This window comes from Paenibacillus sp. FSL H8-0079, assembly GCF_037991315.1.
Classification (GTDB): Bacteria; Bacillota; Bacilli; order Paenibacillales; family Paenibacillaceae; genus Paenibacillus.
The window spans coordinates 4,945,281-4,958,261 of the sequence record NZ_CP150300.1 but is presented as its reverse complement, the minus strand read 5'-3'; the positions used below and the strand labels follow the sequence as shown (position 1 = coordinate 4,958,261).

Genomic DNA, 12,981 nt, shown 5'->3' with positions numbered 1-12,981 from the left:
TATCATATATCACTAGTATCTTAACAAATCATAACCACAGGCCATGTAGAGTAAGGATTTTTTTCAACACATACCAGACACTCTACTATACAGCCCGCATTTCCTCAGGCAAGCCTATGACTTGTTCAAAGCCGTTCTTCTTTTCCAACGTTTCAAAAGCACGTAAAATCCAAAAGCACCTAAGAAAACCACCGCTGCGGGAACGATATAAGGTTTAACAATCTCGTCCACATGCTCCCATTGAGAGCCTAATTTGAAGCCTAAGTAAATGTACAATGAGGTGATCGGAAGCATGGCCAAGAATGTAAAGATACTGAATTTAAACACATTCATCTTCGCCATACCGCAAGGGATGGAGATCACTGTCCGAATGCCGGGTACAAAACGTCCATAGAATGCTACCCCGCTGCCATATTTCTCGAAGAACTTATCGGAAGCGTCCAGATGGTGGGGGCGAATCAAGAAATACTTGCCGAATTTTTCGACCATCGGTCTGCCGCCGTATCGTCCCAGGGCATATAACGTCAGAGGGCCAAACGTTCCGCCTACGGTACCAGCGAGTATAGCCAGCCAAAGCTTCATATCCCCAAGATACACCCAATATCCTGCCATGGGCAGTACAAGTTCAGCGGGTACGAATTCAAACGACAAGGCAATAACGAGACCTGCGTATGACAAATCTTTAAAGAAGAGTATAAATTGCGTGATCCATTCTGTCATGCTTTCCCTCCATGAATCTATCTTTTTTTATATAAAAGAAACACTCCTATACAAAGAGTAACAATAGCGAATAGAGCTTGTCAAAGTTCACATGAAAGGCCTTTTCAGTACGTACTTCAGCAATATGTTTACCCGTACATAAGGTTGACATGGATTCGTGAACAACTAGTACAGAACTTCGTACTGAAGCAATGATATATTATTCTCTGAAAATGCTTCCAATTATAGTATGATAAGACTATCACTAGCTTCTTCACCATCCTGTACATAAAGAGAAGGAGATCAGAACATGACCGTAACTTCGATTATCGACCAAATCCATATTATTGAATACAATCCCTCTTACGCTGCCGCACTCGCGGATATGTGGAACCGTAGTAATGAAAGCTGGGGAGGTGGCACCAACCTTAGAACAGAGGAAACGGTTCGCCGGGAGATGGAGAGTTCGTCCAATCTTTATGCGTTTCTAGCTGTTCATGAGAAAGAGGTTGTTGGCTTCTGCAGTTTTGCTCATTACCGCTATGACGAGAGAGCACTATATGTACCGCTGCTTAACGTACGCCCCGATTATCACGGGTATAAGGTCGGACGGAACCTGATCCTGAATGCTGTGCGCAAGACCGTTGAGGCCGGATGGCCCCGCCTGGATCTATTCACGTGGGCAGGGAATACGAAGGCTGTACCGATGTACAAGAAATGCGGATTCTTCTGGGAGAAAAAAGATGATAATGTGCATCTGATGAATTTCATCCCCACCATCTTGCAGACCGAAGCACTTGCTCCTTATTTCGAGGAGTTGGATTGGTATGCAGACAGCACGCGTGAACTCGTGGTCGAGCCGGATGGCCGACGGGAGCGTGGTTTTGATTTCTTTGACTATACGTGGAAAAAGGGAGATGTCTCCCTCCGGGCTGAATTTGAAAAGTCGGGTCGCGGGCTGACTGCCCTCGAAACACCGGATTACGAAATCTTTACAGAAGTCGATGATCATGATCTAGTATTCGGTTCCAGCTATAAGGTTCGCTATCGCATTAAGAACAATTCTGCATCCGAATTGGCGGTCGAGATCAAGGGTGAGGATAACAAAAACATTCGATTTGCGCTGGACGTTGCACGAGCAGTGGCTCCGGGAGAAACCATCATCGTGGAAGGTGAGTTTCACCTTGATCCAATTACAGAGGAACAGAATAACAATAAGACGCATCCCGTTGTTGCCAGCACATGGTTGATCGGCGGTAAGAAAGCGGAGTTCAGGTTGGGTATCGCCCCGAAATTCCCGGCCAAGATCAAGACCGTTTTGCCTGTGAAGGAGCTCTATCCAGGTATCCCGGCGGAGTTGGTTCTGAACGTGGAAAATAATGTGGATGCAGAAACGGAGTTCAGCTTGAACCTGCCTGAGGATGAATTCCTTGAATGGGCGGAGCGTGCGGTGCGCTTTACAGTGCCTGCCAAAGGCAAAGTGTCTGTGCCAGTACCTTTCACCTTGCGTTCGTATGGTCTCTATTCCCAAGAAGTAGAAGTGACGGCAGTCCCAGCGGGGAACCCGGCGATCTCTTTCACAAGTAAACTTTCTGTACTGATGAAGGGAATCGAAGGGAAATATGGTGGGCAGATTGAGGATCAATGGGTGGCTGTCAATGGCGCATTCTCCATTCATATGAGCAAGCAAGATAATATGATGTGGATTGAATACCCTGGCTCCATTCATTCCTTCTGGTGGACTTATCCGAAGCTGGGTAAGCCGTTTGCCGAAGAGTTATCCAAGAAACAAGCAAAAGAAGTGAATATCTATCCCGAAGGGGAACGTCAGGTACTTGAAGCACGGTATGACTCGGAGGATTTCCCTGGATTACAGATCAAGTCTGTGGTTAAGTTGTCTGCGAATGGAGTCGCCGAATTCCACCACGAAGTCGAAAATACACGAGATACCGCTTGGGAAGAAGACCTGTTTCTAATGAACAACTTCGGTTTCTACGGAAACCGGTTAATCCTCCCTTACCAAGATCGTTTTGTGGATATGGGGGATTCTTACGCTGGCGATCCGAGCCATTGGAACAGCTCTCAAATCACGGAGAATTGGTTGTTCTGTAAGGAGGCGCATGGTGCCAGCGGTATCTATTGGGACCCTTCTCTGAAGCTGCTTCGCCCGGAATACACGCTAGGATTTCAGCATGAGCTTGGTCGTATTCCCGCAGGAGCCGTAGTACGGACGAAAGAAACTGTATATGCTTTGAACACGTTTGCCAAGTGGCAGGATTTCCGTGCGTTTGCGCGGAAGCAGCGTAACCCGGTCATTCCGTTGCTGGACAGTCATCTGGATCTGACACTGAGTGAGGGGAATCCATTTGCCCCGGACGTGCTGCAAGCAACGTTGACTGAACACAAACTGGTTCCGCTTGCGGGCAAGCTGGAGCTGTATGTGCAGCAGGGTGGCAAACCGGAGGTTATGGCAAATGCGAAGCAATTCAATCCGGAGCAGAATCTAAACTCCGCCAAGCTGACATTTTCACCAGACGAAACGGACCGAGACCAACACGTGAGTGGTTGGAAAGTTCGTGGGCTATATCGGGGCGAAGATCGGATTCAGGAGCGAACTGCCCTTTGGTTCCCGCAGAGCCGAACAGAGGTGGAGCAGATGATTGAAGAAAGTCCATCTGGACCTGTGTACACCGTAGATAATGGAGTATTGTCGATCGCCGTTGCTCCTGAATTCGGGAGTGTAGTACACTCCCTGAAATATTCAGGAGAAGAATGGCTGGATAGCTCGTACCCTGAACCGGCCCCACGCTCGTGGTGGAATCCGTGGTACGGCGGGTTGGGTGTAGGGGTTCCGGGCATGAATGGTTTCAGCCGCCAGTTGGAACAGAGAGCGGCTTCCTGGACAGAGCGCAAGGACCAATACGGTAACGTTTGGAAAGGCATAAAGCTGACCACCCAAATTGAGAAGCATGAAGCGAATCGGGGAATCACGATTAACCAGCATTATCTGATGCTGCCGGGTGTTCCTGTGCTATGCACGCTACTTGCCGTGACGAACGAAAGCGGCCTGACGCTGACGGATTACTCGCTTGCGGAGGAACGTTTCCTCCAGCCTTCATCTGTATTTGCGGAAGGTTGGATAGAGCAACCGGGTCAAGATCGATTCCCGCTAGGCAAGGTGGATGTGGGCTTGCCACTTGAAGACCTTTTGCGAGTAGGATCGGTTTCGCGTGAGAACATGCTGCATGCGGTCCATCGTTACCCGAATCAGAGTGCATGGGGTTTTGCCAATAATCAGGTGGCGGGTCTGAACGTGAATCATCATCTGACAATCCAGCACGGGGAAACAGTCTGGACGGAGCCGACATATTTGGTTCTGGGACAGATTCCACTGAGTTCACCGGATGTGCATGACCTTCTCAAACTGAATTTTGCAACTTCTACCGATGAAAAGGAGGCTTCACATGCCGATCATTGATATTCACATTCATCTGTCGGACATCGATAGCTTTCACCGAACAGCGATCGATCTATCGAAAGTGGATTACTCTGCCGCTGGTCTTAAAGCGGAGTTTGATAAGAACGACGTCATTCTGGGCATCGGAATGGGGGTTACGGAGCAGACGAAGGGAGCGTTCCCGGATTCCAGTTCCCCTAACCCGATGGGGCTTGATCTGGAAGAGAAGGTCCCATCATTCCTCATGGAATGCGTGGGGATCAATCCCAATGCGCTAGATGGTAAACACGCTCAGGACGAGCTTGACCGGATTGAAGCAAGACTGCAATCCCCTGACGTAGCCGGAATCAAACTCTATGCCGGATACTATCATCACTATGTGTATGACAAAATCTATACTCCGGTCTATGAACTCGCAGCCAAGTACAACCTGCCTGTCGTGATTCATACGGGTGACACGTACTCCATGAATGGATTGCTCAAATATTCGCATCCGTTGACGGTGGATGAATTAGCCTTGCAGCAGCGCGGTGTGAACTTCATGATCTGTCATCTGGGTGATCCCTGGGTGATGGATGCAGCTGAAGTGGTGGCGAAGAATCCTAACGTGTATGCGGATTTGTCTGGTCTTGTGGTGGGGGATCGGCCTCATTTTGAACGGTTCATGAATGAACCTTTATTCATGGATCATTTCCGCCGGGCCTTGGTCTATTCGGATCATTACGAGAAAATGCTGTTCGGTACCGACTGGCCGCTTGCTCCTATCGATCTGTATGCCGAATTTGTCCGCCGACTTGTACCGGAGCAGCATCATGATAAAGTGTTCTACGAGAATGCCTTCGGGCTGTTTCCGCGTATTGAACAGCGGATTGCCGATCTGGGTTAAGCGGGGAATTTGATTTCAACACGGAATTCGCGGTTATATAATCTTTTATCACAAATGTACCCTATGGAGGAGACACTTATTAGTCTCTCTGTAGGGTGTTTTTTGCATGCATGTTCGAGGTATCTTACAACGAGTATAACGAAATGAAGTACAGTATGTGAACGTATAATAATGCGATTCAGCTTATACGGTATATACTCAATATCAGAAAGAGCCTGACAACATTGTCAGGCCCTTTTTGATTAATCCTTCATTTCTACTTCATTGACATGCGTATCCTTTCGTTTCAGATACAACTTGCTTGGACGGTGCAAGAGCACGACGAGCAGGGTAAAGAGATGAATCAGGATGAACGGGTTACTTTCATTCGGAATGGCAACGAATAGTGCCAGACTCAGAAACGTTACGGTGAGCTTGAACTTTCTCTTGGTGATGAAGATAACAGCGAGCAGGCTGGGACCGATGATAAACAACATCCTGGCTATAATTACGCCAGAGGCGTAAGCCAGATCATTTCCTTTGTATGAGAAGGCGAGATAGGCCTCCATGTTCTGGTTGAAGTCAATGAGGAACGCAATAAAGGACACAATCACGTAGATCAGTTTTACACTCAACAAAATGCGCACAACATTTAATAGCGTGGGTAATGCTGTTTTTACCATATCAATTCTCCTATTCTCTTCGAACTTATAACCGCAGATTCTTCTGGTTGAATTCTTCCTGAGAGTCTTCCTGCACGATATGTATTTCATATATTATACGACGTTGATATCATATTTTGTATTAACCCAAAGTCTACATTTTCCAATCGTCAACAGCGGCCTTGGACCTACAATTGTCAACTTCCAAAGGATAAGAAAAATATTTTTGTAAGCGTTTTAGTACTGGATGATTATTTAATAACGACCGATATAAAGTTAACCCATATTATATTGGACCCAACAAGAATGAGGATGGATGGTGAATGTATTTATGTTATTTACAAAGGCGAGGCAACGCTTGACGAACATGTCTTTTCGCTTCAAATTGCCACTGATGATCGGTCAACTGGTGTGCGTCGTACTAGCTGTGACCGCAGTGCTATGTTACAAAGTGGCAGAGGACATTACATTGGACAAAAGCAGAGATGAGATTCAGTCGACTTCTGATCGGATTGGTGCAGGATTATTTACCTCACTAAGTCTGGAAGAGCAGTCTACGTTTCTAATCACAACACATCGGACATTCCAAGATTTACTGGAGATTCGGAATGCAGCAGAAGGCGAAGATAACGAAGCATTTTTCGAGGAAAACAGTGAACTTGTTAATAAAGCCAATGGGATATTGGCAGATAGCTTAGCGGGTATGGAGGGCAACAGTGTTCTGATTCTGGTGGATCGCAATGGAACCGTGGTTGCGGCGAACGACCCGGAGTCACTTGGAGGTGAACGGGCAGACCGTGCCTATTTCCAGGAAGCCATTAAGGGACGTAACGTCATTAGCGAAGGCATCATTTCCAAGACGCTGGGTACATTGGGTACGGTATTTGCATCCCCGATCTACAATGAGAACAAGCAAGTGGAAGGGGTACTTGTCTCAACCGCCTCTACATCATTCTTCGTGAACCAGTTGCAGAACGTCAAGATTAACGAAGAGGGTAAAGTCATTATTTTGGACCGAATCGGAACGGTCATGTATCATTCGGCAGATGAGGGTCTGGCAGGAAAACCGCTGGAATCAGGGGAGTACCAGTCTCTAATCGATCTGGCTCCAAGTGATACATTGCAACAGGGCGAAGCAAGTACGGACGAGAAAGTGGTATTCTACTCGAAGATTCCACGTTCCGATTGGACGGTTATTGTCGAGGATACATATACGGATGTACGGAAGCCGCTGGTAGGTATGGCGAAGCAAATGTATATCGTTTTGTTGAGTGCCATTGCCGTGTCTATCATCGCAGGTATCCTGATCTCGCAGCTGGTAACCAGACCGATTAGCCGAATAACGCTGTTGTTCAAACAGTTGGCCGGAGGAGATCTGACTGTGCAGGCAGAAGGCAAGTATACCGGGGAATTCAAAGAACTGGCAGACAGCTTCAACACGATGGCCGAGGGGAACAAACAACTGATCTCCAGCATGAACCGTTCCATCGGGGTCCTGAATACAAGCACTACGGAACTGGATCAATCTGCACAGCAGACGTCAGCTTCTATAACCGATACAACAGCGACAGCCCTTGAGATTTCACGGGCGATGGAATCACAGGCGAACGACACCGAATCCATCGTGGATAAATTCATGAATGTGGGGAACAAGATTGAGAACGTGAATGAGATGTCACAGTCCGTTATGCTTAAGGCGGATGAGATCACAGACGCATTTAAAAATAATCATGAGGTCATTGACGCCCTTATTGCGGTGAACGGGCAGAATGAGGCGGAAGTGAACAACATTTCACAGATTACGGTTCAACTCGCCGAGAGTTCCTCCGGTATTCATCAGATTACGGGCACGATTGCCGAGATTGCGAATCAGACCAAGTTGCTGGCACTGAATGCTTCCATCGAGGCGGCGAGAGCTGGCGATCAGGGGCGTGGCTTCGCAGTCGTTGCTTCCGAGATTCGCAAACTGGCTGAGCAGACAACGGCGCAATCAGAGGACATCAATCGTATTGTGATGCAGACCATAGCACATGTGGAGCAGAATAACCGTAGCGTACATGCCATTGAGGCAATTGCGGAGCAGCATAAGAACAGTGTGAGCCAGACCAAGGAAACCTTTAATTTTGTCACCCAAAATATGCAGGACATGATGAATCAGGTACAGGCGATCGCATCCGAGATTGAGTCCATTGAGCGCGATAAGGATGATGTGCTTGGAGCTGCACAGAATCTGTCGGCTTCAGGAGAAGAGGTCTCGGCATCCATTGAGGAAGTGACGGCAACAATGCAGGAACAATCGGGTATGACTGGACATCTGGCAGAGTTGGTGCAGACCATTAATGGACTGACCAAACAACTTGCAGAAGAATCATCCCGCTTCAAAACTAAATAGTAACACCAAAGAAACCCGTCTCTCAAAAGAGAACCGGGTTCCTCGACAAAGTGAGCACCTGTACCCATCTAAGGGTTACAGGTGCTCTTTTGTGATGTGCTACTCTCCCCGAACGGATGGTGCATATGCCAACACTTCCATTTCAATTAAATAAGGGCCTAACCCGCTGAATACAGTAATACGGGCGGGATATGGCTGTTTAATCATTCGCGCATACACTTCGTTGTATTCGGACTGATCCTCCACACGGGCCAGATGGGTGGTTGCCTTCACGATATGATCGAGTGTAAGTCCGGCTTCTTGCAGGATCACCTCAATATTACGAATGCACTGCTCAGTCTGCTCCTTAATGCCGCCGATGGGCTCAAGCGTCTGTGGATCGACACCTACTTGACCTGCGACGTAGACCAAATCTCCTGCGCGGACAGCATGGGAGAAAGGAAGCGGGAACTTGGGTGCTGCACTTGCCTGTATGATGGTAGACATCGTAGCTGTCATTCCTTTCCTAATGAGTGTGTATATTAGCTGTTAACTGATGCCAGTTCGTAGCCTGCTGATAATGATGAGCGATGGACAACAGGCGGTCTTCTCTCATGAGTGGACCGGCAAGCTGCATACCGATAGGTAATTGCTTCCCTGAGGTGGTATCGAACCCGATGGGTACGGTGATGGATGGTAGACCCGTATTGGTGAACGGTCCATTGAAAATCGGGTTTCCCGTCTTGTAGCCGTATGGGGCCACATACGGTGTTGATGGAGTTAATAACACATCCACTTCATCGAAAAGCATCATCATCTCGCTCCGGAATATCGTTCGAATGCGTTGTGCCTGCAAATAATCAACGGCACTCGTCTGGTAACCGAGTTCAAGCTGCTCCCGCATCGTGTGGCCGTAACGATCAGAGGCTTCCGCGAAGCGTTCCTGATGGAAGGCGGCAGCTTCCGCCCGCATAACCGTACGATGAGCAGCAACGGTCTCTTCCATATAAGAAGGCAGGTCAACTTTCTTCCATTGCATACCCAGCTTCTCAAGTACAGCGATTGCCGACTCTACTGCTAACAAGATCGCCGGTTCATCAGTTTGGAAGAAGCTGCTCGGTAGGCCGATCACCATTCCTGATATAGGATGTTCAAGAGCGCTCGTTAAGTCTGGCTTGCCGTGAGGAAGTGTGAAGGGGTCCAGCTCATCTTGCCCGGCCATCGCTTCAAGAACGATTGCGTTATCTTGGGCCGATCGAGTGAAGGCACCAAGGTGATCCAGGCTCCAGCTGGCTGTGATGACACCATTACGGCTAACCCTGCCGTAAGTGGGTTTCATACAGGTTAATCCGTTGTAGGCTGCGGGTCTAAGCAGAGATCCGAAAGTCTGTGTTCCAAGTGTGAAGGAAGCCATGCCAGCTGCTACTGCAGCAGCGGAGCCGGAGCTAGAACCGCCCGGTGTATGCTCTAGATTCCACGGGTTGCGGGTTGGTGGTTCTCCTCCCTGGAAGGCATATTCCGTCGTTGTTGTCTTGCCGAGCAGGATAGCACCTGCAGACTGAAGCTTATCAATCACAGTAGCATTTGTTCCGGGTACGAAGTCAGGATAGGTGCTTGACCCTGCCGAGGTGCGTATGCCAGCGGTATGGATAATGTCTTTGGCTCCATATGGAATGCCATGCAGAGGACCGAGATATTCGCCATTCATCAGCTTGCGCTCAGACTCCCTTGCGGCCTGCAAGGCTTGCTCAGTGGTAACTGTAACGAACGCTTGCACAGCAGGCTCTACTTTCTCAATGCGATTCAAATAGGATTTCGTAAGCTCGACAGGAGATATCAACTTATTTTTAATCAGTTTTGCGGCCTCAGCAATCGTCAGCTCGTTAAGTGGTTTGGTAATCATCGTAGAGGCACTCTCCTATGCGGAGAATTGGGTCCTACTTCTTCTGGCAACTTGAAGCCTCGAATCAGCTCCAAGTCTGCTGTAAATAGGGCAAGCTCCTCGCTCGTAATAACTCCGTCCGCATATTTGGCGCTTTCTGTACGGCGGTGTGTGAGATAGTCGTCCTGGTTCAGAGTAATCACCCTTTCTCTCTCTATTTGGTGAAGCTTGAATTGATAATGTCCTCGTAAGCGAGGTCTTCCTTCAGATTGCCGATGAAGCGTTGCATATCAATTGCGGTCTCGAAGGCCGATTCATTGATGAGCCCATCAGCAGGATATACCTTGCTGTCGATCATGCGTTGTACAGCTTGCTCCACAACTTTCTTGTCCAGATTCGGGAATTCCTTAACTGCGACTGCTTTGGCGCCTTCAGGATTGGATTGAATGTAGTCCAGGGCTTGCTCAATAGAGGTGACGAAGCGCTGGGTGAGATCAGGATTCTTTTCAATGAAACTTGCGGTTGTATTCATCGTTGCAAAGGCAAAGTCAGGGTAATCCTTTGTGAAATCATGGACAATATGCAGTCCTTCTGCAATGCCTTGATCCAGCTGCGGTTCGTAAACGATAGCAATATCGGCTTTGCCAGCTAATACAGCACCAAGCTCGGAGCCATTCTGAACCTCGGTGATCGTCACATCCTTGTCGATATCGATGTTATTGTCAGCGAACAGCTTCCGCAGTAAGCTGTTCGAACTTGTAGGTGCCAAACCCACCACGATGGTTTTACCTTTGAAATCCGCTGTCGAGTTCACGGTTACTCCTTCTCGCGCAACTGCCCAGACTGGGGCACTGCCGGATAGAAGGACCAGTGAGCGAGCATCTCCGCCCTTTGCATTAGCAAATGCGACATGCTCAGGACCGTGGAAGGAGAACGCAGACTCGCCTGAGATCACCGAAGACAATGCTGTTGGACCGCTTCCGGCAGCGCGGATGGAGGTTAGCTCAATGCGATTCTCCTCTAGGAATCCTTGGTTATTCGCTACATACAGCGGAAGGTAGAGCAGGTTGTGATACACCTCGGACACCATAATTTTATCCACCTGCGTATTTGCTGTCCCCCCGCTATCAGATGCACCTGCGCCACTCGCAGGTGTTGTGGTGTTGCTTCCGCATGCACTGAGCAGTGTGGTCAAAATAACCGTCATCGTTGCTAGAAAAGCTATCTTTTTGAATGTACGCATTAGTCATCAGTCCCCTTTAATCGTTGTAGGTCAGCTATACAGATGTGGATTTGCTGCTGGTCTTGTTGTCATTCCATGGAAGGAGACGGGATTCGATATAACCGACACAAGTGTAGAGGAGCATGGCGACCAGCATAAGCATGAACACGCCGACCCATACGGCCGGAAGGTTGAACAGGTTTCCTTCGACGAATACCATGTGTCCGAGTCCTTTGTCAGAAGAGATGAATTCTCCACCTACGACAGAGACCAATGCCAAACCGATATTGATCCGGAAGGCGGAGATGATCCATGGCAGGGAGGAAGGAACGATAATTTTGCGGAAAATTTGTGATTTCTTCGCACCGAAGGATTTCATCAGATTAATCTGGGATTCATCGATTTGATGCGTCGCTTGGTAGGCGGATAACAGCGCTACGATAAACGTTGCTACAGAGGCGAGAGCAATCTTGGAGAAGATGCCTGAACCGAACCAGATGATAATCATAGGAGCGAGGGCAATCTTCGGGATGCCGTTCATCGCTACAATGAATGGATCGAGCACACGGGCAACGGACTTGGAATACCACATAAGCAGTCCTGCCAATGAGCCAATTAAGCTTCCGGCTACGAAGCCGATAACGGTGGCATTTACCGTTGCGAACGCGTCTGTAAGCAGTTGTCCTGAGCTGGCCATGGTGATGGCGGCATCGAGAATGGCGCTTGGCGATCCCATTAGGAATCCGTTAACCAGTTTCAAGCGAACGGCGGATTCCCAGATCACCAGAATGACCGCTACAATAATGAACCGCCACAGCATCGTCATCAGCCATTCTTTGGAGAAGGTAGATTGTCTGCGTTTGCTCTTCGCAACTCCAGCAGGCTTTCCGGCAAGGGTAATTTCAGGTGATGTGCTCTTCATTAGCTGATCCTCCCCATTTGGATATCAAGCTCTGACCAGATCGATTCAAAATACTGCTTAAACTTCTGGTCGGAGCGGGCTTTCAGTGCTGAGCCATACTGCGAAGCGAGACCAATATCGTATACCTGTTTCACGGTCGTTGGCCTTTTGCTCATAACGGCAATGCGGTCGGAGATGGCGATGGCTTCCTCGATGTCATGCGTGATAAGCACACCTGTCTTGCCCTCGGATTTCAGGATAGACAAGATTTCATCTTCCAGAATGAGTCTGGTCTGATAATCAAGTGCTGAGAAGGGTTCGTCCAGTAATATAATATCGGGCTGGGTAACGAGGGTACGTATGAGGGCTACACGTTGGCGCATACCGCCTGATAGGGTGGAGGGATAGGCTTCTGCGAATGAGGCCAGGCCATAACGATCCAGATAATCCATGGCAATATCGCCACGATCCTTTTTGGACATGCCCTTCACTTCCAAGCCTAGCGTGACATTGTCCAGGATGCTTCTCCAAGGAAGCAGCAGATCCTTCTGCATCATATAGCCGACATGCCCGGTTGTCTGATCGATCTCTTCGCCACAGACGATAACCTTGCCATTCGTTGGCTTGAGCAGACCCGCGATAATATTGAAGATCGTACTCTTGCCACAGCCGCTCGGTCCCACAATACTGAAGAACTCCTGCTTCTTGATTTGCATCGAAACCTCAGCGAGAACCTGAATATCTTCTCCGGTTGCACTGACAAATGATTTGGATACGCCTTGTATTTGTATAGCCATGATAGGTAGCCCCTTTCCTACAGCCTGATGTGTTTATTTCTTGATGTGAATTGATGTTAATTAATATGACATTAATGAATATATCCCTAATCATATAGACTGTTTGCACAATTGTCATTAGTTAC

10 protein-coding genes are annotated in these 12,981 nt (G+C 48.4%); 3 read left to right on the top strand and 7 right to left on the bottom strand.

Annotated features, from left to right (window positions below):
* Positions 1-114: 114 nt before the first annotated feature.
* A complete protein-coding gene (locus MHI06_RS22175) occupies positions 115-720 on the bottom strand; it encodes a DedA family protein (RefSeq protein ID WP_100529177.1) in 606 nt (201 codons plus the stop codon).
* 289 nt (positions 721-1,009) lie between these two features.
* Between MHI06_RS22175 and MHI06_RS22170 the strand changes: the two genes are divergently transcribed.
* Together MHI06_RS22170 and MHI06_RS22165 are read left to right on the top strand one after the other, a co-directional pair.
* A complete protein-coding gene (locus MHI06_RS22170; RefSeq protein ID WP_340399130.1) occupies positions 1,010-4,177 on the top strand; it encodes a GNAT family N-acetyltransferase in 3,168 nt (1,055 codons plus the stop codon).
* Positions 4,164-5,042, top strand: a complete 879-nt coding sequence (locus tag MHI06_RS22165) for a TatD family hydrolase (protein WP_340399129.1) — start codon at positions 4,164-4,166, stop codon at positions 5,040-5,042. The genes MHI06_RS22170 and MHI06_RS22165 overlap by 14 nt, the downstream gene beginning before the upstream one ends.
* Before the next feature lie 242 nt (positions 5,043-5,284).
* Here the strand turns inward: MHI06_RS22165 and MHI06_RS22160 are convergent, their stop codons facing one another.
* The gene (locus MHI06_RS22160; RefSeq protein ID WP_169483165.1) at positions 5,285-5,704 is read right to left on the bottom strand and encodes a hypothetical protein; all 420 of its coding nucleotides are present in this window, start codon (positions 5,702-5,704) and stop codon (positions 5,285-5,287) included.
* A 310-nt stretch (positions 5,705-6,014) separates the two neighbouring features.
* Between MHI06_RS22160 and MHI06_RS22155 the strand changes: the two genes are divergently transcribed.
* The gene (locus tag MHI06_RS22155; protein ID WP_340399128.1) at positions 6,015-8,075 is read left to right on the top strand and encodes a methyl-accepting chemotaxis protein; all 2,061 of its coding nucleotides are present in this window, start codon (positions 6,015-6,017) and stop codon (positions 8,073-8,075) included.
* 99 nt (positions 8,076-8,174) lie between these two features.
* Here the strand turns inward: MHI06_RS22155 and MHI06_RS22150 are convergent, their stop codons facing one another.
* The 5 genes from MHI06_RS22150 to MHI06_RS22130 form a co-directional block, all read right to left on the bottom strand.
* Positions 8,175-8,561, bottom strand: a complete 387-nt coding sequence (locus MHI06_RS22150; protein WP_340399127.1) for a Rid family hydrolase — start codon at positions 8,559-8,561, stop codon at positions 8,175-8,177.
* Between the two features lie 19 nt (positions 8,562-8,580).
* Entirely contained in the window at positions 8,581-9,957 is a 1,377-nt protein-coding gene (locus MHI06_RS22145) for an amidase (protein WP_340399126.1), read from the bottom strand.
* A gap of 193 nt (positions 9,958-10,150) precedes the next feature.
* Complete coding sequence (locus MHI06_RS22140; RefSeq protein WP_340399125.1) at positions 10,151-11,179, bottom strand: ABC transporter substrate-binding protein; 1,029 nt, start codon at positions 11,177-11,179, stop codon at positions 10,151-10,153.
* A gap of 34 nt (positions 11,180-11,213) precedes the next feature.
* Positions 11,214-12,080: an ABC transporter permease gene (locus tag MHI06_RS22135; RefSeq protein WP_264928459.1), complete on the bottom strand. Its 867-nt coding sequence runs from the start codon at positions 12,078-12,080 to the stop codon at positions 11,214-11,216.
* Positions 12,080-12,856, bottom strand: coding sequence for an ABC transporter ATP-binding protein (locus MHI06_RS22130; RefSeq protein WP_036617567.1), 777 nt, complete (start codon positions 12,854-12,856; stop codon positions 12,080-12,082). The genes MHI06_RS22135 and MHI06_RS22130 overlap by 1 nt, the downstream gene beginning before the upstream one ends.
* Positions 12,857-12,981 lie beyond the last annotated feature (125 nt).

What these genes read in the sequence shown, in the direction of transcription:
- MHI06_RS22150 (WP_340399127.1), bottom strand. Translation starts at nt 8,561, where the DNA reads ATGTCTACCATCATACAGGCAAGTGCAGCACCCAAGTTCCCGCTTCCT.
- MHI06_RS22140 (WP_340399125.1), bottom strand. Translation starts at nt 11,179, where the DNA reads ATGCGTACATTCAAAAAGATAGCTTTTCTAGCAACGATGACGGTTATT.
- MHI06_RS22160 (WP_169483165.1), bottom strand. Translation starts at nt 5,704, where the DNA reads ATGGTAAAAACAGCATTACCCACGCTATTAAATGTTGTGCGCATTTTG.
- MHI06_RS22135 (WP_264928459.1), bottom strand. Translation starts at nt 12,080, where the DNA reads ATGAAGAGCACATCACCTGAAATTACCCTTGCCGGAAAGCCTGCTGGA.
- MHI06_RS22175 (WP_100529177.1), bottom strand. Translation starts at nt 720, where the DNA reads ATGACAGAATGGATCACGCAATTTATACTCTTCTTTAAAGATTTGTCA.
- MHI06_RS22170 (WP_340399130.1), top strand. Translation starts at nt 1,010, where the DNA reads ATGACCGTAACTTCGATTATCGACCAAATCCATATTATTGAATACAAT.
- MHI06_RS22155 (WP_340399128.1), top strand. Translation starts at nt 6,015, where the DNA reads ATGTTATTTACAAAGGCGAGGCAACGCTTGACGAACATGTCTTTTCGC.
- MHI06_RS22130 (WP_036617567.1), bottom strand. Translation starts at nt 12,856, where the DNA reads ATGGCTATACAAATACAAGGCGTATCCAAATCATTTGTCAGTGCAACC.
- MHI06_RS22165 (WP_340399129.1), top strand. Translation starts at nt 4,164, where the DNA reads ATGCCGATCATTGATATTCACATTCATCTGTCGGACATCGATAGCTTT.
- MHI06_RS22145 (WP_340399126.1), bottom strand. Translation starts at nt 9,957, where the DNA reads ATGATTACCAAACCACTTAACGAGCTGACGATTGCTGAGGCCGCAAAA.